This is a genomic window from Epilithonimonas bovis DSM 19482, from assembly GCF_900108115.1.
In the GTDB taxonomy this organism is placed as follows: Bacteria; Bacteroidota; Bacteroidia; order Flavobacteriales; family Weeksellaceae; genus Epilithonimonas; species Epilithonimonas bovis.
Map to the genome: position 1 here is coordinate 83,983 of NZ_FTPU01000003.1, position 21,854 is coordinate 105,836.

Sequence of the window (21,854 nt, forward strand, 5' to 3'; positions counted from 1 at the left end):
AATGGCAGGAGGAAAACAGACACCACGTCAGAAGATGATCAACCTGATGTATCTGGTTTTCATTGCGATGTTAGCAATGCAAATCGACCAGGAAATCATCAGATCATATAAAGATACCAATCAGTCTTTGACTGATACAAGACTTACAGTTCAGGATAAAAACGATAAGATCTTCAAAAAGACATTAGAAGCTAAAGCTGCTTCTTCTCCGGAAACTTATGGGCCACTTTTGGACCAATACAGAAATCTGGAAGGTAAAACCAATGATTTGGTTAATTATATAGAGGATATCAAAACCAAAATGAGTACAGAAGCGGAATATAATTCCAGCTTGCCTGTGGAAGAGAGTTTTACAGCTCTTAACAATACAGAGCCTGCAACTTCTAACTTTTTCAATGATGGTGATGAGAAGAATCCATCTAAAACTGCAACAGATCTACAGGCAAAGATTGATGCATTAAGAACCTTCATTGTTTCTTCTTTTGGCTCTAATCCGCAGTTGAAGGATGTAGCTACAAGAGCGCAAAAAACACTTTTGTCTAATTTTCCAAAAGGTGACAAAAGAGCTTCTAAAGGTTGGGTTCAGTATAAATTTTATAACCAGCCGTTGGTTGCTGCACTATCTAATTTGGAGGTAATCCAGTCAGAAGCCAGAAATTTACAGTCAGATGCTATAACTTCTATGCTTCAGGAGAAAGTAGATGCAGATATCAAATTTGATGCTTACGAAGCTTTGGTTTCAGGTCCAAGTTCAGTAATGAAAGGTGAGCCTGCACAGATCAAAGTTGCTATCGGTACTTTTGCAAGCTCGGTCCCGGGGCTTAGCATTACTGGTGCTAACGTTGTTAACGGACAGGGGATTATTACACCTAATACAAGTACTCCAGGCGAGCAGAAATTTGGTGGTGAGATTTCATTCACTGATAAAAACGGCAAAGTTGTAAAATTGCCTTATGCACATACGTTGACAGTTGTGTCAGGGGCTGAGGCGCTTAAAGAACAAAGTGGTGCATTGTTATCAGCTGATAAAATGAACGTTTTATACCGTGGCTTGGCGAATCCAATTTCAGGATCTATTCTTGGTGCCGATTTGGCTGCGACTACACTATCTGCTTCCAGTGGATCTGTAAGTGGTAGCAAAGGTAAGTGGATGGTAACGCCGGGTGGTGGAAGCACTGTGAAATTAACAATCTCAGGAAAATCACCAAGTGGAAAAGTAATTTCTCAGGCGTTTGATTTTAGAATTAAAAATATTCCTCCACCAAAAGGTGAGATTAGAGGATCCAGTTATGTACCAATGCCATTGTCTTCTATTGCAAACCAAACGGTAACTGCAACACTTAAGGATTTTGATTTCCCTGTAAGCTTCAATGTGGTAAGCTTCAAAGTCAAAGTTCCTGGTAAGGCTGTTTTATCGGTTAACGGTAACTCTTTGAGACCGGCTGAATCTTTGATCAAAGGTCTTAGAAGTGGTGATGTTGTCACAGTGTTTGATATCCAGGCTTCTGCTAGTGGTTTAAGCGGTGTGGTACTTCCTAATATTGGCAATGTTGTAATAAATGTGCTTTAATTACGTTTAAATATTTAGATTGATTTACATTCTACAGATAATATGAAAAAGATTTTATATACCTTAATTTGTCTTTCTTCAACATTAACTTTTGCTCAAAACAGCATTCTCAATTCTAAGTCGCCGCAGACTTACAGAGAAGAGAGAGAGGTTAAAAAAGACAGTATTTCACCTCTTAAATATGGATTTATCGAGGATAAAGACATACTAAGAAGTATGGTTGTGTGGGAGATTATTGATATGAATGATAAGATCAATCAGCCTTTTTATCATAACAATGATGGTCTTGTTGCTCAGAACAAATCCCTTTACCAAGTACTTTTGGATGCCGTAAATACAGGTAAGATTTCAGAAGTTTACTCTGGGGATGATTTCACAACCAGACTTACCCCGGAAGGTATTTCCGCATCGACTTCGTCTGTGCAGGTTTCTGATTATTTTTCCGAAGTTCTGAACCAAAACAGACTGGAAGATGCTCAGGCTAATAAACTTTTGCCTTATTTCAAAAGTCTAAAAGGGACAGGTAATGAGCCAGTTAATTCACTTTTTGCGAAGTATGGTTCCCGTCTGGAAGATGTTATGGGTTATAGTGGGTCAGGAGCACCATCAGGTGGTGAAGAAACTGTAACAACCGGAAAAGGTAAAAACAAAAAAACAGTTAATAAAAGTGCTGCACCATCGGTTGATCCGGGGGCAGTTCTTGTGAAACTGGATGGTGTTTGGTACAAAATCAACCAAAATGATATCGCTGTTAACGTAGATAAGATTGTTACTAATTCTGAAAAGGTAAAAGCAATCAAATTAATGGGAATGTGGTATATAGATAAAAGAGATGCTCAATTGCGTTACAGATTGCTAGGAATTGCCGCTATGGGTGAAGATCCTAACGCTGCAGCGCTTAAGGCATCTCAGATGCAGGCTCTGGCAGAATCAGGACAGCCGGTAGATCCTGCGTCTATGAATCAGAGTAGTGATCTTATCGATCTTTTCTGGATCTATTATCCAGATGCAAGACAGGTTTTATCAAGTAATTATATCTTTAATGCTAAGAATTCAACCTCTGATATTACTTTTGATGATGTCCTTAATGCCCGTAGATTTTCTTCTGTTATCTACAAAACCGATAACGGAATGGGAAGAGGTGGAAGCGGCGTTATCGATGAATATATCCCTAATGATGCAGAAGGACAATTAGAAGAAAGTGACAGAATCAAGGCACAAATTCTACAAATGGAAAATGATATGTGGAATTACTAATATTTCTCATAGCCCAAATAAAAAAACCTGAGTATCTTTACTCAGGTTTTTTGTTTATGGAAACAGTAGAGTATATTATCGCAGGCGCTGGCTATGCTGGCGTTTTTATGGCGCATCAGCTAATTAAAGAAAATAAAACATTTAAGATTTTTTACGATGGCATCGAATCAGCATCTCAAATTTCTGCAGGTGTGTGTAATCCGGTGATTCTAAAGAGGTTTAACACCTTTTGGAAGTCTAAAGAGCAGGTCACCTATCTTCATGAGGTTTTTTCGGAGATCCAAAGCTATACAGGTACAAATTATTTAGTCAGAGAGAATGTTGTCAGGATTTTTCATAATGATGAAGAAAAGAAACAGTGGCTCAAGCGATCACAAAATGAAGATCTGAAGGATTATTTAAATCCTGATTTTATTAAACTGGGATGTGTTGAGAATGCTAATGGTGCTGGATTGGTGAATCATTCTTGCCGGATAAATGTTGGCCGTTTTTTTACAGATATGCTTAACTACCTTCGTGAGCATCATTATATGGTTGAAGAAAAATTGGACTATCAGAGTATTGATCTGATAAATAACCAATATAAAAATTTATTTTTTTCAAAGATTATTTTTTGTGAAGGTATCGCTTCCAATGACAATCCGTTTTTTAATACAATTCCCGTTCAGCCCAACAAGGGGCATTGTTTACGAATAAAACTGGCCGGGGAAGTAGATCCGTTTACGATTAAGAAAAAACATTTTCTTTTTGATCTCGCAGGCACTGATTACTATTATGGTGGCACCTATGACCGTTTCGATAAATCTTCCGATATTAACAGCGATTCTGTAGATGAGCTCCGTTCCGGTCTTCAGGAGATTTATAAGGGTCATTTTGTATTGCAGGAGGTGAAAACTGCTTTCCGAGCTACGGTAGCCGACAGAAGGCCAATTCTTGGCAGTCACAGGCAATATAAAAATTTATTTATTTTCAATGGATTGGGTGCCAGAGGCGTTTATAACGGTAGTTATTTTTCCAAAGTGCTCTTCGATTATTTAGAAAAAGATGGAGAACTCGATCCGGAAATTGATGTCAAAAGATTTTATAATGATAATTAGTTAAATTTAAATTATACTAATTTGGTCAGATATCAATGAATCGCTAAATTTGTCTTGGATTACATTGAGTGATGGAGAACAAATTAAAAGAAACATTTCAAAAACTACAGAGCAATCATATAGAAAACAAATCTATCGAGGAAGTTCTGGAGATTCTTATACAGACTTTTCCCGATGAAGTTTGCTTCTCAACAAGTTTCAGTTTCGAAGATCAGGTGATTACTGATTATGTAAAAAATTCTGGGATCAAAATCTTTACCTTAGATACAGGCCGTTTGTTCGAAGATACCTACAACACCTGGAATTTGACGAAATCCAAGTATAAACTCCCTATCAGGGCCTATTACCCAGACCCTGCGGAATTGGAACCATTCATTCAGGAAAAAGGGCCGGATTCCTTTTATACATCCGTCGAAAACAGAAAAACTTGTTGTGATATTAGGAAGGTACATCCATTGAAAAGAGCGCTGAAGGGTAATAAGATTTGGATTACAGGTTTGCGTGCGGAACATTCTGTGGCAAGGGAAAACCTTACTCAGTTGGAATGGGATGAATCCAACCAAATTATCAAATACCATCCAATCCTTTTCTGGACGACCGAGCAGGTGAGAGATTACATCAGAAAAAATAATATTCCTTACAATATTTTGCACGATAGAGGTTTCGTCAGTATTGGTTGTGCACCTTGTACACGGGCTGTGCAACCGGGTGAGGATTTTCGTGCAGGCCGCTGGTGGTGGGAAGATGCCAGTAAAAAAGAATGCGGGCTTCACGTACATAAATAACAATTAATTAAGATTAAAATGTCAAAATATCATTTGGATTATCTGGAGCAGTTAGAATCCGAAGCCATTCATATTTTCAGGGAAGTTGCGGGTCAGTTTGAGCGGCCGGCTTTGCTTTTTAGTGGTGGAAAAGACAGCATTACACTGGTGCATTTGGCACTCAAAGCTTTTCGTCCGGGTAAATTTCCGTTTCCGTTAGTTCATATCGACACTGGCCATAATTTTCCCGAAGTTCTGGAATTTCGTGACCAGTTGGCTGAACAAATCGGAGAAAAACTAATTGTAAGAAAAGTTGAAGATACCATCAAAGAAAAAGGCCTGACCGAACCAAAAGGAAAATTGCCAAGTAGAAATGCATTGCAGACTTTCACATTATTGGACACGGTCGAAGAATTCGAATTCGATTGCTGTATTGGTGGCGGAAGACGAGATGAGGAAAAAGCCAGAGCAAAAGAAAGAATTTTCTCTGTTCGCGATGATTTTGGACAATGGGACCCGAAACTTCAGCGTCCCGAACTTTGGAATACTTACAATGGGAAAATCCATAAAGGAGAACAGGTGAGAGCATTTCCAATTAGTAACTGGACAGAGTTGGATGTTTGGAATTATATCTTGAAAGAAAATATTCAACTGCCTTCAATCTATTTTTCTCACGAGAGAGAAGTTCTGAATCTCGATAATCAATTTATCGCAATGAACGAGTTTGTGAATCTGGAGGAAGGCGACATTGTAACCACGGAAAAAGTACGTTACAGAACGGTTGGGGATATGACTTGCACCGCCGCAGTTTTGTCCGAGGCAGATAATCTGGAACAAGTGATTGCAGAAATTATCACCACAAAAACCAGCGAACGAGGCGAAACCAGAATAGACGACAGAACTTCGGAAGCCGCAATGGAAGACAGAAAGAAAGCCGGATATTTTTAGGAGCCGAGAACCTGCTGTCCGCTATATCTTTTGCTTTTTCATATATGAAAAAAAAGCAAAAGGATGCCGCTACCATCAGGGCTATTGAGCAATTCTATGGTTAGATGATAACCAATCAACATTAACAATTAACCATTACAATAATGGACATATTAAGATTTATAACTGCAGGAAGTGTAGATGACGGAAAAAGTACACTGATAGGCAGATTATTATACGATAGCAAAAACATTCTGATAGACCAATTGGAAGCTGTTGAACGCGCCAGCAAATTCAAAAATGACGGAACTATTGATTTGGCATTACTGACAGACGGTTTGAGAGCCGAACGTGAACAAGGAATTACAATTGATGTGGCTTACAAATATTTCTCAACACCAAAACGTAAATTCATCATCGCAGATGCGCCGGGTCACGTTCAATATACCCGAAATATGATTACCGGAGCCAGTAACGCTGCTTTAATCATTATTCTGATTGATGCCAGAAACGGAATCATAGAACAGACCAAAAGACATTCAATCATTGCATCTTTGCTTAACATTCCGAATGTTGTTGTGGCGATTAATAAGTTGGACTTAGTTGGGTATTCGGAAGAGATTTTCAATAATATCAAAAGCGACTATTCCAAAATGGCAGAACAGCTGTCTTTGAATAATGTCGTTTATATTCCAATCTCAGCTTTAAATGGAGACAATATCGTTGACCAATCCGAAAACCTGAATTGGTACGAAGGGAAAACTTTACTCGATTATTTGGAAACTGTTGAGCTGGAAAATACAATCAATCTCGATAAAGCCAGATTTCCTGTTCAATACGTAATTCGTCCTCAGACAGAAGAACTTCACGATTATCGTGGATATGCAGGAAAAATCACCAGCGGAATTTATAAAGTTGGAGATTCGGTGACGATTTTACCTTCCGGAACTGAAAGTAAGATTTCTGTAATAGAAGTCGCTCAAAAACAAGTTGAAGAAGCATTTGCGCCTCAAAGTGTGGTTTTGCATTTGGAAAATGATGTAGATATCAGCCGTGGAGATTTGATTGTAAAATCTGATGACCTGCCAAAAATTGAACAGGAGCTGGAAGTTCTCGTTTGCTGGATGGGCGATAAACCTTTGAAATCTGGTTCAAAATATCTGATTCAAAATAACACAACTCAAGTCAAAGGAATCGTAAAAGACATCGAATATAAATTGGATGTCAATACTTTGGAAAAACAAGAAGTGGAGCAAGTTTCACTCAACGAAATCGTAAAACTAAAACTCAAAACTGCAAAACCTTTAGCTTACGATTCTTACAAAGATTTGGCTTCCAATGGCGGAATTATCTTTATTGATGAGACAAGTTTTGTAACAGTTGGTGCAGGATTGATTCAGTAATTGTAACATTGTCAGGTTGAGCTTGTCGAAGTCTATTTAAAAATTAAAAATTTGACATCAAAAATTTCACTTCCGGTTTTCATCAATGCATCGACTAACAAAATTTTGATTATCGGCGGTGGAAAATTAGCTTCGGAACAGCTTAATGATATTATGCAGAATATTCCGGATGCTAATATCAGCGTTCTCGCAAAGAGACTGTCTGATGATATCAAAAACCTGTTACTGGAAAATACATCGGTCAAAATTATCAATGAAGATTTTGATGATTCCTATTTGGAGATTGCGGATTTGTTCATTGTGGCGACAGAGGATTCTGCCCAAGACCAATTGATAATTAATAAAATTAAGGAAAGAAAGAATCTATATTTTGCGCCTAGTCTTCCTTCTGATAATGATTTTTTCTTTCGTGGGAATAATGATAATCAAGACAGGAAAAATCTTTTCTTTATTAATGGTGAAAAGAAATGGCGAAGAATAGCAAGTATTTTTTTCTTTGCTTTTGTAATTTTATTAATAGGAAATATTCTATCTTTTTACATCGGATTCAACGATTTAGAAGTCGCTTATCAATATCTGAATCATAATACGGACGAACGATTTTTCTGGTTATTCTTGGTCGGTTTTCTAGCACAATTGATTGATGGCGCTTTGGGAATGGGTTACGGTGTGACTTGTACAGCCGCGCTTTTATATATTGGGATTCCATTACCTGCAATCAGTAGTAGTATTCATACGGCTGAGATGTTTTCGAGTGGCGCTTCGGGTTTCAGTCATTACAAATTCGGGAATATTAATAAAAAATTATTCAAGAATATATTAATTCCAGGTGTGATTGGAGCCGTTGTTGGAGCTTTGTTGCTATCATATTTTGGAGAAAAATATGCAGGAATTATTAAACCGATTTTGGCGACTTATACATTCATTCTTGGGGTAAGGATTCTCTTTAATGCATTCAAGAAAAATAAAAAACGTAAGAAGACGAAAAGAGTAGGCTGGTTAGCCGGAGCAGGTGGTTTCTTAGATTCTTTCGGCGGTGGCGGTTGGGGACCTTTGGTAACTTCAACTTTAATTTCAAAAGGAAAAACACCCCGTTATATCATCGGAACAGTCAGCTTAACCGAGTTTTTCGTAACATTCGCAAGTGCATTGACATTCTTTTCGGTTATCGGAATCAGTCATTGGCAGTTGATAGCAGCCTTGATTTTAGGAGGTGTTTTTGCAGCGCCAATTGCAGCGAAATTAGCCGGTAAATTACCTTTGAAAGCAATGTTTATCGGAGTTGGACTGATGGTAATTATTTGGAGTTTGAATGTTCTTTTGAAGACATTTCATTTAATCTAAATTTCCTGCCCAAACTGTAAGATAAAACCATTGTTGTCATAAATGGCGAACTCGCGCATTCCCCATTCAAAAGTTTCCAATTCGTAGCAAATTTTAACGTCTGATTTTAAGCTTTCCCAAATTTCATCAACATTCTGAACATTGATGTAAAAACTTCCTGTAAAATTAGGTTTGATGAAAACTGTATGTTGGTTGGGTTTTGCAAACATTAGTTCAACATTATCTCGAGAAACGGAAGCCCAACCCCAATCTTCATTCTTTTCTCCAAGTTCAAAACCGAGAATGTCTGTATAGAATTCTATCGTTTCTTCAAATTGGTCGGTCCAAAGAATCGGTCTTAAAGAATTGAATTTCATATTAGATAAACGTCAAAAGCAAAGCAATCACAATCCCAATAATCGTGAAAATCATCCCTCTTTTGAAGATTTTCGACTTCGGAGGAAACATCCAAAAACTTGATAGCACAAAGAAAAATAATGATATTCCAAAAAAAGTATTGAGTGGAGAAAGCGTGTCTTTGGATTGAGATTTATGAAGCTTAGTCATTTTATCCAGGACAAAAGGCAATTCCTTTTTCTTATATTTTGCTTCACCAGTTTTTATATTATAAGTCCCTTGTTTGAAATACATTACATCGCCTTTGGTTTTATCAACCTCAAAACCTTTGATTTTAATTTCTTTACCCAGCTTTTTCTCATCCAGATTGGGCTCGAATGTCTTTTCGTAGTTTTTCTCTTTTTTAAGAAAATCAGTATCACGGTAAACCAAAAGTACGCCGCTGATTGCATAGACTGCCATAATCCCTGCGAGGAAATAACCGAGATAACGGTGCGTGATTCTCATAAAAGTTTTTGTATTCCTGATTTTATCCATTGTATTATTGTTTTTTATTAATATGAAAAGTGGAGACAAATGTATGACTCCACTTTTATTTTTAGAAATTTGATTTGATATTTTTTTACAGTTTGTACGTCAATGTCACATAAACGTTTCTTGGCATTATCGGGTTCACGGAATAATTCTCGTGTACTGTGTAATTCAATACATTGAATGCGTTGCCTAATTTTCCCTGAAGAAGGAATTTTTTGTACTGATAAGCGATACTGAAATCAACCTGAGTAAAATCTGTCAGCGGAATCATTCTGTCCGTTTTCTGATTGCCGTTTGCATCTTTTAAATTATTCCAACCACCATATCTGCTGCCGGTGTAGAATGCAGTGGCTCCGATTTTCAATCCTTTTACATATCTGTCAAATGTATAAAATACTGATGCATTGGCAGTGTTAAGTGGTGTTCGTACAATTCTTTCACCTTCTATAAAACTTCCGTCCGTATTCGGAGTATCAAGATAAGTCATATGATTATAAGAATATCCGGCGATAATTGAAAGATTGGATAAAGGATTACCTGTAATATCTAATTCTACACCTCGGCTTCTTGTTTTACCGGTTAATTCTTTTACATTGGTATTGGTATTTACTTGTCCCGACGCATTGAATGCTGCCATTTGTGCAAGGTTGCTATTATCAATCTGATATGCAGTAGCATTAAATGCTAAAGTGTTGGAAAACAGATTTTTTTTGAATCCTAATTCCCACTGATCTACAATAGATGGATCCAAAGATTTATCATTAATGTCAATTCCAGTATTTGGAATGAAAGAATTGGTATAGCTGGCAAACGTCATAAAGCTATCCGTCCATTGATAGACCAATCCTAATCGAGGAGAAAATGCATTTTTACTCATGTCTCCGGCAATGTCTTCTTTTTTATAAGATTTTGTACCGAATGCATAGGTTGTTTTTAACGGTGTCATATTTTCCAGATAAGACCATCTGATACCAGCCAGAACTTTTAATTTTTCAGTTACAGAAATTAAATCCTGAATGTAAACGCCAACTCGTCTTGTAGGTGTTCTTGTCAGATCTTTTTTTGAAGTGTCTGGTTTGTAACCGCTGCTCCAGGAATTTTCATCAGTAAGGCTGATATTCCCATTGGTATTATTTCCATTGGTTCCGTAAACCAAAGAAGATTCAGCCCAACTGCCATCTTGCTTTTGAAAATAATAAGTATAATTGTCCGACTGAAGATAATCTGCATCGGCACCAAAAAGTAGTTTATGTTTTACTTTTCCGGTACTGAATTCGCCATTCAGATTAACCTGAACAGAGCCGTAATTCTGTTCGTTATAAGTTCTTGTCATGCTTCTGTTCCAAAGATAGGAACCATTGCTTTGCAGATACCACTGCATTCTCTCATTTCCAAAAAAATCTTTAGTATAATTCTGATAAGACCCAACAACATTCAAGTTCCAGTTATTGTTGATCTCATGATTTAGAGTAACCGTGCTCGTCGCCATCTGTGTATCCTGATATTGAAAATCAGAAGCCGGATTTTTACGGATGTCAATCAAATCATTGATGACCGATCTTGAAGTCTTGGTATCCAAAACTAATGTACCAACTCCAAAATCCGGTGTGAAATCATTTTTAAGATAATCGCCCTCAACTATTAATTGCGTTTTGTCCGATATATTAAAAAGAAAACTTGGATTAAAGTAATATTTCTGAGAAGTCACCTTGTCTCGGAAACTCGCTTTGTCTTCAAAAGCACCATTCACGCGGAAAGCAGAGCTTTTGGACAAGGCATCATAGAAATCCAAAGTCGTTTTATAATTATCCCAGCTTCCTGTACTTACAGTAACACTTCCACCTTGGTTGAAAATTGGCTTTTTAGTAATCATATTCATAATACCTCCAGGTGCTACATTGCCGTAGAGAATAGCTGCACCGCCTTTTAGTATTTCTACACGTTCCATTCCGGAAACTTCAGGAAAAATACCACTATTTACTCGGGCGCCATTTTTGTAGATATTTTCAGCACCAAATGCGTAACCTCTAGCTCCAAAACTGTCTTGGGATCCACCTCTTGCAGAAGTAATATACATTCCATTGACATTTCTGACCACATCAGAAAGCTGCTGAGCTTGTTGCTGTTCTATGATTTCGTGTGTGACAATTGCAGTAGCCTGAGGATTTTCCATTACGTCCAAATTAGACTTTGTAGTGAAAATTTTTGCACGGTTTGGATTACCTGCTTTATGAAGTTTGACATCCTCTATAGTTCTCACATCTAGAGAATCTGCTTTTTTTTCCTGAGCGTAACCAAAAGTGGATAGGGAAATAAGTCCTAGTGCAACGGCTTTTCTTTTCATAGTTTTATTTAGAATGATTAAAAACAATGCAAATATATGGATACTGTTAATTTTTCCAAATATTATTTTAAATAATTCTAAATAAACCTATTGATTAGTGGTTAAATTGTTGTTTGTTAAGGTTTTGTTATAATCTGATTTTTATCAGTTAAGTTTTTCTTGAAGTTCTAGCCAACGCAATTCGTGCTCCTCAAGTTTTCCGGAAAGTAGCTCTAATTCGGAGGATAATTTTAATATTTTCTCATATTCACTCTCATTATTCAGTTCATCAAGAATTTTTTTACGTTTTTCTTCTAGCTCTGGTATTTCTTTTTCTATCGTTTCCAGTTCGCGCTGCTCTTTGAAGGACAATTTTTTCTTAGTTGCTATTGGTTGGCTGTTGGTGGTCGGTTTTTCTTCTTTTTCTGCAATCGGAGTCGCTACAGCATCTTGATTCTTTGTTCTTTGCTCTTGATTCTTATTAGCGTCTCTATATTCAGAAAAATTACCTACAAAATCTCTGATTCTTCCCTCGCCTTCAAAAGCCAGAACGTGGTCCACAATTCTATCCATAAAATATCGGTCGTGCGAAACGATAATCAAACTTCCTTGGAAATTCTGAAGAAAATTCTCCAAAACCGTGAGTGTTGGCAAATCCAGGTCATTTGTTGGCTCATCAAAAATCAAAAAATTGGGATTTTGATAAAGAACATACATGAGATGCAGACGCCGTTTTTCTCCTCCGGAAAGTTTGGAGATTGGGGAGTATTGTGACTGGTCATCAAACAAGAATAACCTCAAAAACTGCGATGCTGAGATGGTTTTTCCATTGGCTAAAGGGAAATTTTCGCCAATCTCCTTGATGAAATCAATGACTCTCTCGTCTTCTTTATATTGAAGCCCTTTCTGAGCAAAATATCCGAATTTTATTGTTTCACCAGTTTCAATTTCTCCCGAATCTTTTGGCTCAAAACCTTGGATAATATTAAGTAAAGTAGATTTTCCTGCCCCGTTTTTCCCGACGATTCCCACTTTTTCGCCACGTTGAAAAGAGTAAGAGAAATCTTTTAGAAGCACATTATTCCCGAATCGTTTGTTGATGTCTTTCAGTTCAAGGATTTTATTTCCCAAACGTTTCATTTCAAAATCCAATTCCAGAGAATCTTTTCTGGTATCGGTTTTCGCGACTTTTTCGGTATCGTAGAAGGCATCAATCCGAGATTTGGATTTTGTTGTCCTCGCCTTGGGTTGGCGGCGCATCCATTCCAGTTCCTTTCTGTAAAGGTTTTGTGCTTTATCAATTGTCGAGTTCAGATTATCTTCCCGGATCATTTTATTTTCGAGGTAGGTGGCGTAAGAACCATTGTGGAAATACAGGTTTTTATCTTCCATCTCCCAAATAATATCACAAACCGAATCCAGAAAATAGCGGTCGTGTGTTACCAGAAGCAAGGTGATTTTCGCTTTGCTTAGGTAGTTTTCCAGCCATTCTACCATTTCCACATCCAGGTGGTTGGTGGGCTCATCCATAATCAGAAGAGTATGGCGATGCTGCGCTCTTGTTTCTGTCAGAAGTTTGGCAAGTGCTACCCGCTTTATCTGCCCGCCGGAAAGTGTTCCCATTTTTAGGTCCAGATCGGTGATTTTTAGCTGAGAAAGGATTTGCTTCATCTCGTTTTCCAGATCCCAGGCTTTCTGGATTTCCATTTCGGCAATGGCCTTTTCCATCTCATCCGGGTTGTTAGAAAGCAATGACTGATGGTATTTTTTAAGCGCTATAATCGGTGGAGAATTCAGTGTCATCATAAATTCTTCAATAGAAAGTTGGGGATCAAAATCAATCTCCTGATCAAATAAAACAACCTGGATATCCTTATTAATCATTACATTTCCACTGTCGGCAATCTCTTTTCCCATCAGTATTTTCAGCAATGTAGATTTGCCGCTGCCGTTCTTGGCAACAATGGCAATCTTATCACCTTCGTTGATGTGGAAGCTGATATTTTCAAAGAGGACTTTGATGCCGTAAGATTTGGTAAGATTTTCTGCTGAGACGTAATTCATTAGGGATAAATGATATTAATGGATGATAATTGAGGTGCGAAAGTACGAAAAACTGTTGTGCGACTTCAAAAATATGTTCCGCCCTGTCACAAGTCCTGTTTTTTTACGACTAAGAAAGAAATGATTTTATAAGCTATGAAGAAGTATTTTCTATTTTTTGTGTGTATGCGATGTATACTCGCTCAGTCGCAAGTGGTTTCTGGTACCGTACTTTCAAAAGATGATGGTAAAGCGATTCCTTATGCAAAAATTGGTATTGTAAACGCCTCGTTTGGAGTGCAGGCCGACGAAAAGGGCCGATTTGAGCTGCAGCTGGATAAGGTTTCCAAAGATAAAGAGCTGATTGTGGCAGTACCGGGATACAAACAGTTTCGCAGTACGGTACAAGATTTTATAATGCAGAATCCTCATGATATCATTTTGGATGAGAAAGTTACTAATATCCAGGAAGTCGTTATTACACCAAAGAATTACAAGGAGAAAAATATGGGTGTGAACAGCAAGTCAAAATCCATGATGTTTACACCTAATATGGAGAAGGGGAATGCCGTTGTTGAAGAGACTGCTGTGGCCTTCAGTTCCGGAAAAAGGCTCAAAATCAATAAAATTAATATCAATTTTTCCCGGTTTGAGTCTACAAAGCCAATCAAAGTACGGTATACAGTGTATGATGATGTTGATGGTAAACCAGGCAACCTGATTCTGGATCATGACATCATCACGACTATTAATAAAGACCAATTGGAGGATTCTACTTTTTCTCTGGATGTCAGCAAAGAAAATATTTGGGCAGAAGGTAAATTCTATGTGGGGATCCAGTTTATCGGTCAGGCAGACGGAAAAGTGGCGTTGAGTGGTGCATTGTTCCGCGCCGGATTTTACAGATCTTTTTACGGGCCATGGGAAAAAATTGGTATGGCGGCACCGGCTATCAATATTGATGTGAGAGTTAAAAAGTAGATTATGGTAACGTCATCAGCTTCAGAGACCAGAGCTGGCCGTTGTAGACATCCAGATCTACCTTAGAATTGATGCCATAGGCAATACCGTTTTCTGAGAATTGCCAAAACTGCCACTCGTCATCAGGCGATGGCGCAGGGACATCATTGTAATTGGCCAGCCAGAGCGGATAATCGGCAAAATCGTCTTTTAGAAAATCTTTGTAATAATGATAATAGGTATAGACAATCGGTTTTTTGCCGTAAGTATCTTCCATTATTTTGATCCAGACCTTGAGGTCAGAGACCAGTTGTTCTTTTGATTTTTTTCTCGGGATTCTCTCGATGTCAAGGATGGGCGGCAGATCGCCGGACTCGAGTTTTGCAACAGAAAGGAACGAGTTGGCCTGCATCACAGGATCCTCATCCGGACGGTAAAAATGATAAGCGCCGCGGATAAGGTTATGTTTTTTCGCAGTTTCCCAAAAATGATCAAAGTTTTTGTCCAGTTTGCGGTTTCCCATACTGGCCCGCAGGACCACAAACTCAAGCGGGATGGTCTTGTTCCCAATACTGATGCTGTCCCACTGGATGTCTTCTTTTCTCTGATAATGGGAAATATCAAACCCGAAGGTTTGGTTGGCATATAAGCCAATGATTTTATCAATCCTTTGTTCTTCGGCTTCGGTGTTGCTCAGCTTTTTATGGTGAAAATGTTGCCCCAGATAATAGGCAAAATAATAACTGATTTTTTGTTTCAGATAAAATCCGGTCCCTAATAATGAGAGGCAAAGAATAATCAGCAGAATCCATCTTTTTTTGAAATAGACTGTTTTTCTTCTCTGATGAATTTTTTTCCTGGGAACCCGTGCTGCTTTGGCCATAAGTTTTGCAAAATTATTACTTTCCTTCACCAATTAAAAGATTTAGTTCTGTAAATTCAGTTTTATAAGCTAGCGCTCTTTTGGGTGGAGTATGATAAAGTAGATATTTTTCTATAAAAAACGTTTCTCTTGATTTCTTTTGGTACATTTGTTATCAATAAATAGTATTTTTACTGATACAATTTGTATCAATCAACTTTAATTAAAATCAAATAGCCATGAAAAAAGGATTATTATCACTAGCAATAGTATTGACAGCTATCGCAGCTAATGCTCAAACAGTAAAACAGGAAGTTAAAAAAGACACCAAAGCGGTAGGGAAAACCGTAAAGAAAGGAGCCAAAGCGACAGGCAAAGGTGTTAAAAAAGGTGCTCAATGGACCGGCGAAAAAGTAAAAGATGGTGCCGAATGGACGGGCGATAAAGCTGAAAAAGGTGCCAAAGCAACTGCAGAAGGTGTGAAAGATGGTGCAAAATGGACTGGTAAAACAGCAAAAAAGGGAGCAAAAGCGGTAGGTGAAACCTATCAGGATGTAAAGGCAGACCTTAAAAAGAAAGATTAATCGTCAACAGGCAAACCATACATTGGTCTTGTGATTTTGTAACAAAACTTTAATTAGTATTACTAATATGTTATAGGCGGATTAATAATACTTTTTGAAAAACAGAAAATAAATAAAATGAAAAAACTTATTCTTACAGTTGCTTTTTCAGTAGTAACAGCGGCAACTTTTTCTGCACAGACAGCACAGCAGGTCATTGATAATTATGTGACGGCATTGGGCGGGAAACAAAAACTGGAATCTGTAAAAACACTTTCTATGAAAAATACCATCAGCGTAATGGGTATGGATATGGAAGGTAAAACACTCAAAAAAGATAACAAATTCAAGTCTTCTCAAACAATGATGGGGCAGGAGATGTTTCAGGTTTTTGACGGTGAAAAGGGTTATGCCAGCCAAATGGGACAGAAAGTTGATTTCCCTGCAGATCAGGTTGCTAAGCTAAAAGATGCTAAACTGATGGATGCACTTGGGATGAATGCCTCAAAAATAAAAACGGTAGAAAAAAAGCAGGTAGATGGTAAGGATTTTACCGTATTGTCATCTGATGATACCAAGTATTATTTTGATGCAAAAACCGGATTGCTCTCTAAGACAGAAGGTGATAAAGGCACAATGACAATCAACAAATATGTATCAGTAGACGGGATCCAGTTTGTGGAAGAAATGACAATTGATGCTGCCGGTCAGCAGATTCAGGTTAAGAATTATGATATCAAGGTCAATCAGCCTATCTCAGACGATGAGTTCAAATAACTGACAGTTGATCTATATTTAAATTAAAAAAAGAATCCAAATATGGATTCTTTTTTTGTTATCAGGAGTTATACTCTTTTTCCCATTCTTCAGCAGCTTCACAAAGTGTGTTGTAGAAGTCTTCGCCGTATTTTCTGATGAGCGGTTCCTTGAGAAACTGGAAAATCCTAACCTTCAGTTCAGCTCCCAGGGTACAGGCATCGCTGCAAATGTCCCATTCATGGTAATTAAGGGCAGAAAATGTGCGGTACTCTGTTACCCGGATTGGGTAGAGGTGGCAGGAGATTGGTTTTTTCCAGTCTACAGCACCATCTTCGTAAGCTTTTTCTATCCCACATTTGGTTGTTCCTTTTTCGTCAAAAATTACATAAGCACACTCGCTGTTGTTTACCAAAGTAGTCACGTAGCCACCATCATAATCATCAATGATCCAGGTACCTTGTTCCTCGATTGCTTTTACACCTTCGGGCCTCAGGTACGATTTAATTTTAGGGAAAATCTCTTCCAGCATTGGTAATTCGTCTTTATCCAGAGGCGCACCTGTGTCACCATCTACGCAGCAAACACCTTTGCATTTGGTAAGGTTACAGACAAAACTCTCTGCAAAAATATCTTCTGAAATCAGTTTATCATCGATCTGAATCATTCTTCATCTAATTTTTAAATTTTTACAAAATTAACTAATTTAAAGATGACAAGCGTAAATACAATGATCCAAAGTCCTAATTCCTGCATCCAGTACTTGGGAAGGAAGCGTAACATCCTGCTGAGGATAATACTTACAGGCAAAGCGAGCAGCAAAAGATATTCGTAATGCGTTCCCATGTAAAAGATAATAGTCAGCAATTGTGCTACGGAAAAAACAAGGATAAATGTGTATTTGTATCTGCTGATGGGGCTCTTCTCGTTATAATGTTTAAAATGATCTGAGATGGCATATACCAACATCATAGCAATCGGAATCAGAATGTACAGTGGATAGTAAGAATCCAGCATTGTAAATTTTCCGTAAAAAGGGAGATAAGACCGGTCCCAGCTCGTGTAGTGGATAAGATACATGACTCCAAAATAACTGATGACAATCAGCACTGCGCCATATAGTAGCCGGAATATATTCAGCCCAATCCTTGCAGAGGTGCCTATGATGTGAAAAATTACAAAAACAGCCATTGGCCAACTTGCAGGGAATACCAAAAAATTAAATGCCAGAAGAGATCCCACAAGCATAAAGGAACTCTTCCTGAGGTAATCATTCTGGCTGGTAAGGATCAACAGGATTATGGTACTGGTGAGAAATGTAAATGCCAAACCGAGATCCAGATCTCCAGGATAAAAACAGGCTACCAAAACGGTATAAAGAAAAAGCGGAAGATGCGAGAAATGGTTAAGCGCAATTTTGTTAAATAAAAAGTATCCCAGGCTCACGCCGATAAAGGTAATTCCTGTGGAGATGTAGTCTATGTTCTTAAGATCCAGCAGGTTAAGAGATAAAAAGATGAGGAATAAAAAACAGATATAAACCGGAACCGAAAAAATATTGCTTTCTTTAGAAAGTAATCGAAACATTTTTTATACTTTTGTACAAAGTTAATTTAAAAAAGAGAAAAAGATGACATCTTTCTGGTTATTCTTAAGCAAAGTTTTCAAGTGGTCTTTTGGTTTTTACGACCTTTTTGGTAATGTGCTAAACTGGGTTCTGTTCCTTGTTGCAAGTGGTTTTTTCTGCTACTGGTGCTACACTTTGGTAGTAACGCTTGGAGCCCAAAAAGACAAAGATTACTATTCTCCTACAGAAGGTAAGTTCCCTTATTATGATCCTAAGATCTACAAAAACGAAGGTTAAATAAATTGATTATACATAAAAAAGCCCATAATAAACATTGTGGGCTTTTTGCTTTTCTGTGCAAGCTTACTTTTCCTGGCATGGTATTACCAGAACAGGTATCGTTGATTTTTTGGTAAGTTCTTTGGTAAGGCTACCTATAAAAACATCATACATGCCGCTTCTGCCATGAGAGCCCAAAACGATATAATCAGCATTGATTTCATTAGCATATTCAAGGATTGTATCTCCCGGTACGCCCTGTTTTAGGATATGTGTACACGCTACGCCCTTCGCCTTTACTTCATCTTCCAGTCTTTTAAGCTCCTTCAATTCGTACTTGATTTCGTTTTCTTCAACTTCCGGGAAATACTGGAAACCCATGTCGCCAATCACGAAACCAATATCGGATGCAGCAATATGGATGAGCGTAATCTCAGCATTGACGGTTTTGGCAAAATCCACAGCATGGTCAAGGAGTGTGGTGGTACTTTCGGAGAAATCTACAGGTAAAACAATTTTTTTCATAGCGGTAAAATTTTATAGCAATATAACAAAAATTCAGCCATTTTATAGCTGAATTTAGATAAACTGACAACTGTCAGATTTCCTTTTTTTTTCTTTGCTGCCGCTGTGTTATTGTATCTTGAGCGTAAAAAGTTTTTGATTCTCCAGATAAGCTTCCAGAATATCATTTTCGGATACTTTACCAACACCTTTTGGAGTTCCTGTAAAGATAAGATCGCCAACCCTGAGGGTAAAATATTGCGATGCAAAGGCAATAATCGTATCAAAATCGAAAATCATATCTTTTGTATTGCCATTTTGTACCTCCTCATTATTCTTGGTCAAAGTAAAATTAAGATGTTGCAGGTCATAATGATCTTTGGATACAAAATCAGATACAACAGCCGAACCGTCAAATCCTTTGGCAAGCTCCCAAGGCAGACCTTTGGTCTTCAGCTTGGTCTGGAGGTCTCGGGCCGTAAAATCGATGCCCAGGCCAATCTCATTGTAATGTTTTGCGGCATTTTCTTTCTGGATATATTTTCCGCCCTTTGAGATTTTGATAACAACTTCCAGTTCGTATTGGATGTCATCAGAGAATTCGGGAATATAGAAGTCTGAACCTTTTTTAAGAACCGAAGTGTCCGGTTTTATAAAGATAACCGGATCGGTAGGGATCTCGTTTCCCAATTCTTTGGCGTGTTCGCTGTAGTTTCTTCCTATGCAGATAATTTTCATAATGATGAGGTATAAGTGTTATTTTTTAAAAATAAAATAAACGGCAAGTATCAGGAATATAAAACCAATGAGATGGTTCATTCTAAAACTTTCTTCTTTGAAAAATATAATTGTAAAGATCGTAAAAACAGTAAGTGTAATGACTTCCTGCAAGACCTTTAACTGCCATAAATTAAAAGGGCCTCCATCATCCTTAAATCCAATCCTATTGGCCGGCACCTGAAAACAGTATTCGAAAAATGCAATGCCCCAGCTAATGAATATGACTGCAATTAGCCCCAGGTTATGCCCCCATTCCATCTGTTTAAATTTGAGATGTCCGTACCATGCAAAAGTCATAAAGATGTTGGAAATAATCAACAGTACGATTGTTAATAGCATTTTATTCATAAAGACTCTTGCTAAAACCTGGATTTCAATTGGATTTTTGTAAACACTTTTTTGGTATACAACGGGAAGTCCGCTCCCTGCAGCCAGCCATAGTAGCCGAGATCTTTTCGGAAAACTTCTATTACTTTTTGGCCTTTGTATTTACCAAAAGCAAAAATCTCTTCTACATTTTCGTTATAGTGAATCATTCCTGCCAGGTCTGCAAATTTGTTTTGAGAGGAGAATTCGCTAAGGTCAGATATCTCATTCGGGACATCTTCGTAGCGGCCGACCTGGGCATCCAGTACTTCGAATGTTGCCATCACGTCGGCTTCCGCAGAATGGGCATTTTCCAACGTTTTGCCGCAATAGAACTGATAAGCCGCACCCAGATTACGCGGTTCTTTTTTGAAAAATATATTTTGCGCATCCACAAAACGGTGTTTGCTCAGGTCAAAATCGATATCAGCGCGCAGCATTTCCTCTGCCAAAACCGGAATATCAAACCGGTTGGAGTTAAAGCCTCCCAGATCGGAATCTTTGATCATCTCCATCACCTTCGGTGCGATTTCCCGGAAAGTAGGAGCGTTTACAACATCTTTATCATAAATGCCATGAATGAGGCTGGAGGATTTTGGGATGGGCATTTCCGGATTCACAATCCACGTTTTGCTTTCGCGTGAGGCATCAGGAAACACTTTTAGAATACAGATTTCTACAATGCGGTCTTTCCCAATGTTGGTTCCGGTGGTTTCCAGATCAAAGACGCAAAGTGGTTTATGGAGTTTAAGGTTCATTTTTTTTAAGTTGATTTTATTTTGTCGGATGTCAGAAAACCGATGCCCGATTGTTTTTAATAATATGTTTTTTATTTTTTTCGAATCGAAATCTTCCGATTTCCAATATCTGTCTTCTGACTATTTAAGTTGTTTTTGGAAGATTAATGAAATTAAAATATAGTAGATAATAATTAACGGGATCCCGGTTGTTTTAAAAATTAACAAAATCAGTATACCGCCGATCAGCAATGCCAGTTTTGGATAATTGTCTTTTAATTGTTTTGATTTGAATTTCATCGCAATCATCCTGACCGGTGCTATCAGCAGCCACGAACTTAAGATTGTGATCATCATCCAGAACAGAAGATTCAGTGAAATTGTGCTTTCCGAAGTTTCAAAAAATGCGCTTGTAAAGTAATTTCTCTGCATCAGTACAAAGTAGATCCCAAAAATCAAAACCGTATTGCTCGGCGTGTTAAGGCCTTTGAAATAATACTTTTGTTCCTCATCCAGATTGAAAATGGCTAATCTGAGACAAGAAAAAAGTGTAATCAGAAATCCAAAATATTTGATTTCAAACGGAAGATCGATTCCGAAAAAATGATTGCCAAAAGGTTCCAGGATTTTCATCATCGCCACACCTGGCAAAAACCCAAAACTGACCATGTCTGCCAGAGAGTCCAGCTGCACGCCAAGATTAGAATTGGACTTAAGCGCCCTTGCCACAAAACCATCAAAAAAATCAAGGATCAGGGAAATGAGTATGCATGTGGCTGTCACCTGATAATTTCCTGAAATAAGATAAATGATACCGATACATCCTGAAAAAAGATTCCCCAGGGTGAGTGCGTTGGCAAGATTATTTTTGATAAAATTCAT

Annotated in this window: 23 protein-coding genes; 11 read left to right on the top strand and 12 right to left on the bottom strand. The window is 37.9% G+C overall.

Annotated elements, in window-relative coordinates:
- The first annotated feature begins 1 nt into the window (after position 1).
- The 7 genes from porM to B0B05_RS02090 all read left to right on the top strand — a co-directional run bounded on the left by porM (position 2) and on the right by B0B05_RS02090 (position 8,362).
- Positions 2 to 1,570, top strand: a complete 1,569-nt coding sequence (porM, locus tag B0B05_RS02055; protein ID WP_076781840.1) for a type IX secretion system motor protein PorM/GldM — start codon at positions 2 to 4, stop codon at positions 1,568 to 1,570.
- A 42-nt stretch (positions 1,571 to 1,612) separates the two neighbouring features.
- The gene (porN, locus tag B0B05_RS02060) at positions 1,613 to 2,827 is read left to right on the top strand and encodes a type IX secretion system ring subunit PorN/GldN (RefSeq protein WP_076781841.1); all 1,215 of its coding nucleotides are present in this window, start codon (positions 1,613 to 1,615) and stop codon (positions 2,825 to 2,827) included.
- A gap of 56 nt (positions 2,828 to 2,883) precedes the next feature.
- Positions 2,884 to 3,924 (top strand): NAD(P)/FAD-dependent oxidoreductase, encoded by a 1,041-nt coding sequence (locus tag B0B05_RS02065; RefSeq protein WP_076781842.1) that lies wholly within the window; start codon positions 2,884 to 2,886, stop codon positions 3,922 to 3,924.
- 71 nt (positions 3,925 to 3,995) lie between these two features.
- Positions 3,996 to 4,709, top strand: coding sequence for a phosphoadenylyl-sulfate reductase (locus B0B05_RS02070; RefSeq protein ID WP_076781843.1), 714 nt, complete (start codon positions 3,996 to 3,998; stop codon positions 4,707 to 4,709).
- A gap of 18 nt (positions 4,710 to 4,727) precedes the next feature.
- Complete coding sequence (gene cysD / locus B0B05_RS02075) at positions 4,728 to 5,636, top strand: sulfate adenylyltransferase subunit CysD (protein ID WP_076781844.1); 909 nt, start codon at positions 4,728 to 4,730, stop codon at positions 5,634 to 5,636.
- A 143-nt stretch (positions 5,637 to 5,779) separates the two neighbouring features.
- Positions 5,780 to 7,018, top strand: coding sequence for a sulfate adenylyltransferase subunit 1 (locus B0B05_RS02080; protein WP_076781845.1), 1,239 nt, complete (start codon positions 5,780 to 5,782; stop codon positions 7,016 to 7,018).
- Between the two features lie 51 nt (positions 7,019 to 7,069).
- The gene (locus B0B05_RS02090; protein WP_084173856.1) at positions 7,070 to 8,362 is read left to right on the top strand and encodes a TSUP family transporter; all 1,293 of its coding nucleotides are present in this window, start codon (positions 7,070 to 7,072) and stop codon (positions 8,360 to 8,362) included.
- Here B0B05_RS02090 and B0B05_RS02095 read toward each other — a convergent pair.
- From B0B05_RS02095 to B0B05_RS02110, 4 genes are all read right to left on the bottom strand, one after another.
- Positions 8,359 to 8,718 carry a VOC family protein gene (locus B0B05_RS02095; protein ID WP_076781846.1) on the bottom strand — a complete coding sequence of 120 codons (360 nt, stop codon included), beginning with the start codon at positions 8,716 to 8,718 and terminating at the stop codon, positions 8,359 to 8,361. The genes B0B05_RS02090 and B0B05_RS02095 overlap by 4 nt on opposite strands.
- Before the next feature lies 1 nt (position 8,719).
- Positions 8,720 to 9,235 (bottom strand): hypothetical protein, encoded by a 516-nt coding sequence (locus B0B05_RS02100; RefSeq protein ID WP_076781847.1) that lies wholly within the window; start codon positions 9,233 to 9,235, stop codon positions 8,720 to 8,722.
- Positions 9,236 to 9,320: 85 nt separating this feature from the next.
- Complete coding sequence (locus B0B05_RS02105) at positions 9,321 to 11,576, bottom strand: TonB-dependent siderophore receptor (RefSeq protein ID WP_076781848.1); 2,256 nt, start codon at positions 11,574 to 11,576, stop codon at positions 9,321 to 9,323.
- A gap of 144 nt (positions 11,577 to 11,720) precedes the next feature.
- A complete protein-coding gene (locus B0B05_RS02110; protein WP_076781849.1) occupies positions 11,721 to 13,619 on the bottom strand; it encodes an ABC-F family ATP-binding cassette domain-containing protein in 1,899 nt (632 codons plus the stop codon).
- 165 nt (positions 13,620 to 13,784) lie between these two features.
- On the opposite strand from B0B05_RS02110, the gene B0B05_RS02115 reads away from it, so the two are divergent.
- A complete protein-coding gene (locus B0B05_RS02115) occupies positions 13,785 to 14,579 on the top strand; it encodes a carboxypeptidase-like regulatory domain-containing protein (protein ID WP_159435814.1) in 795 nt (264 codons plus the stop codon).
- A gap of 1 nt (position 14,580) precedes the next feature.
- On the opposite strand, the gene B0B05_RS02120 is transcribed toward B0B05_RS02115, so the two are convergent.
- Complete coding sequence (locus B0B05_RS02120; RefSeq protein WP_076781851.1) at positions 14,581 to 15,441, bottom strand: GH25 family lysozyme; 861 nt, start codon at positions 15,439 to 15,441, stop codon at positions 14,581 to 14,583.
- Between the two features lie 218 nt (positions 15,442 to 15,659).
- On the opposite strand from B0B05_RS02120, the gene B0B05_RS02125 reads away from it, so the two are divergent.
- A complete protein-coding gene (locus tag B0B05_RS02125; protein WP_076781852.1) occupies positions 15,660 to 16,004 on the top strand; it encodes a hypothetical protein in 345 nt (114 codons plus the stop codon).
- Positions 16,005 to 16,121: 117 nt separating this feature from the next.
- A complete protein-coding gene (locus tag B0B05_RS02130) occupies positions 16,122 to 16,760 on the top strand; it encodes a LolA family protein (protein WP_076781853.1) in 639 nt (212 codons plus the stop codon).
- A gap of 61 nt (positions 16,761 to 16,821) precedes the next feature.
- Here B0B05_RS02130 and B0B05_RS02135 read toward each other — a convergent pair whose 3' ends face one another.
- Together B0B05_RS02135 and B0B05_RS02140 are read right to left on the bottom strand one after the other, a co-directional pair.
- Positions 16,822 to 17,406 (bottom strand): DUF3109 family protein, encoded by a 585-nt coding sequence (locus B0B05_RS02135; protein WP_076781854.1) that lies wholly within the window; start codon positions 17,404 to 17,406, stop codon positions 16,822 to 16,824.
- A 14-nt stretch (positions 17,407 to 17,420) separates the two neighbouring features.
- Positions 17,421 to 18,326 carry a DUF6427 family protein gene (locus B0B05_RS02140; protein WP_076781855.1) on the bottom strand — a complete coding sequence of 302 codons (906 nt, stop codon included), beginning with the start codon at positions 18,324 to 18,326 and terminating at the stop codon, positions 17,421 to 17,423.
- 43 nt (positions 18,327 to 18,369) lie between these two features.
- On the opposite strand from B0B05_RS02140, the gene B0B05_RS02145 reads away from it, so the two are divergent.
- Positions 18,370 to 18,603, top strand: a complete 234-nt coding sequence (locus tag B0B05_RS02145) for a hypothetical protein (RefSeq protein ID WP_076781856.1) — start codon at positions 18,370 to 18,372, stop codon at positions 18,601 to 18,603.
- Positions 18,604 to 18,669: 66 nt separating this feature from the next.
- Here B0B05_RS02145 and B0B05_RS02150 read toward each other — a convergent pair whose 3' ends face one another.
- The 5 genes from B0B05_RS02150 to B0B05_RS02170 all read right to left on the bottom strand — a co-directional run bounded on the left by B0B05_RS02150 (position 18,670) and on the right by B0B05_RS02170 (position 21,854).
- Positions 18,670 to 19,110, bottom strand: a complete 441-nt coding sequence (locus B0B05_RS02150) for a universal stress protein (RefSeq protein WP_076781857.1) — start codon at positions 19,108 to 19,110, stop codon at positions 18,670 to 18,672.
- A 108-nt stretch (positions 19,111 to 19,218) separates the two neighbouring features.
- Positions 19,219 to 19,827 (bottom strand): fumarylacetoacetate hydrolase family protein, encoded by a 609-nt coding sequence (locus tag B0B05_RS02155; RefSeq protein ID WP_076781858.1) that lies wholly within the window; start codon positions 19,825 to 19,827, stop codon positions 19,219 to 19,221.
- Between the two features lie 18 nt (positions 19,828 to 19,845).
- A complete protein-coding gene (locus tag B0B05_RS02160) occupies positions 19,846 to 20,208 on the bottom strand; it encodes a DMT family protein (protein ID WP_228454928.1) in 363 nt (120 codons plus the stop codon).
- Between the two features lie 20 nt (positions 20,209 to 20,228).
- A complete protein-coding gene (locus B0B05_RS02165) occupies positions 20,229 to 20,993 on the bottom strand; it encodes a 3'-5' exonuclease (protein ID WP_076781860.1) in 765 nt (254 codons plus the stop codon).
- 120 nt (positions 20,994 to 21,113) lie between these two features.
- The gene (locus B0B05_RS02170; RefSeq protein ID WP_076781861.1) at positions 21,114 to 21,854 is read right to left on the bottom strand and encodes a CDP-alcohol phosphatidyltransferase family protein; all 741 of its coding nucleotides are present in this window, start codon (positions 21,852 to 21,854) and stop codon (positions 21,114 to 21,116) included.

What these genes read in the sequence shown, in the direction of transcription:
- B0B05_RS02130 (WP_076781853.1), top strand. Translation starts at nt 16,122, where the DNA reads ATGAAAAAACTTATTCTTACAGTTGCTTTTTCAGTAGTAACAGCGGCA.
- B0B05_RS02155 (WP_076781858.1), bottom strand. Translation starts at nt 19,827, where the DNA reads ATGAAAATTATCTGCATAGGAAGAAACTACAGCGAACACGCCAAAGAA.
- B0B05_RS02135 (WP_076781854.1), bottom strand. Translation starts at nt 17,406, where the DNA reads ATGATTCAGATCGATGATAAACTGATTTCAGAAGATATTTTTGCAGAG.
- porN (WP_076781841.1), top strand. Translation starts at nt 1,613, where the DNA reads ATGAAAAAGATTTTATATACCTTAATTTGTCTTTCTTCAACATTAACT.
- B0B05_RS02070 (WP_076781843.1), top strand. Translation starts at nt 3,996, where the DNA reads ATGGAGAACAAATTAAAAGAAACATTTCAAAAACTACAGAGCAATCAT.
- B0B05_RS02140 (WP_076781855.1), bottom strand. Translation starts at nt 18,326, where the DNA reads ATGTTTCGATTACTTTCTAAAGAAAGCAATATTTTTTCGGTTCCGGTT.
- B0B05_RS02080 (WP_076781845.1), top strand. Translation starts at nt 5,780, where the DNA reads ATGGACATATTAAGATTTATAACTGCAGGAAGTGTAGATGACGGAAAA.
- B0B05_RS02170 (WP_076781861.1), bottom strand. Translation starts at nt 21,854, where the DNA reads ATGAATTTTATCAAAAATAATCTTGCCAACGCACTCACCCTGGGGAAT.
- B0B05_RS02110 (WP_076781849.1), bottom strand. Translation starts at nt 13,619, where the DNA reads ATGAATTACGTCTCAGCAGAAAATCTTACCAAATCTTACGGCATCAAA.
- B0B05_RS02150 (WP_076781857.1), bottom strand. Translation starts at nt 19,110, where the DNA reads ATGAAAAAAATTGTTTTACCTGTAGATTTCTCCGAAAGTACCACCACA.
- B0B05_RS02100 (WP_076781847.1), bottom strand. Translation starts at nt 9,235, where the DNA reads ATGGATAAAATCAGGAATACAAAAACTTTTATGAGAATCACGCACCGT.
- B0B05_RS02165 (WP_076781860.1), bottom strand. Translation starts at nt 20,993, where the DNA reads ATGAACCTTAAACTCCATAAACCACTTTGCGTCTTTGATCTGGAAACC.
- B0B05_RS02145 (WP_076781856.1), top strand. Translation starts at nt 18,370, where the DNA reads ATGACATCTTTCTGGTTATTCTTAAGCAAAGTTTTCAAGTGGTCTTTT.
- B0B05_RS02065 (WP_076781842.1), top strand. Translation starts at nt 2,884, where the DNA reads ATGGAAACAGTAGAGTATATTATCGCAGGCGCTGGCTATGCTGGCGTT.
- B0B05_RS02115 (WP_159435814.1), top strand. Translation starts at nt 13,785, where the DNA reads ATGCGATGTATACTCGCTCAGTCGCAAGTGGTTTCTGGTACCGTACTT.
- cysD (WP_076781844.1), top strand. Translation starts at nt 4,728, where the DNA reads ATGTCAAAATATCATTTGGATTATCTGGAGCAGTTAGAATCCGAAGCC.
- B0B05_RS02160 (WP_228454928.1), bottom strand. Translation starts at nt 20,208, where the DNA reads ATGCTATTAACAATCGTACTGTTGATTATTTCCAACATCTTTATGACT.
- porM (WP_076781840.1), top strand. Translation starts at nt 2, where the DNA reads ATGGCAGGAGGAAAACAGACACCACGTCAGAAGATGATCAACCTGATG.
- B0B05_RS02105 (WP_076781848.1), bottom strand. Translation starts at nt 11,576, where the DNA reads ATGAAAAGAAAAGCCGTTGCACTAGGACTTATTTCCCTATCCACTTTT.
- B0B05_RS02095 (WP_076781846.1), bottom strand. Translation starts at nt 8,718, where the DNA reads ATGAAATTCAATTCTTTAAGACCGATTCTTTGGACCGACCAATTTGAA.
- B0B05_RS02120 (WP_076781851.1), bottom strand. Translation starts at nt 15,441, where the DNA reads ATGGCCAAAGCAGCACGGGTTCCCAGGAAAAAAATTCATCAGAGAAGA.
- B0B05_RS02125 (WP_076781852.1), top strand. Translation starts at nt 15,660, where the DNA reads ATGAAAAAAGGATTATTATCACTAGCAATAGTATTGACAGCTATCGCA.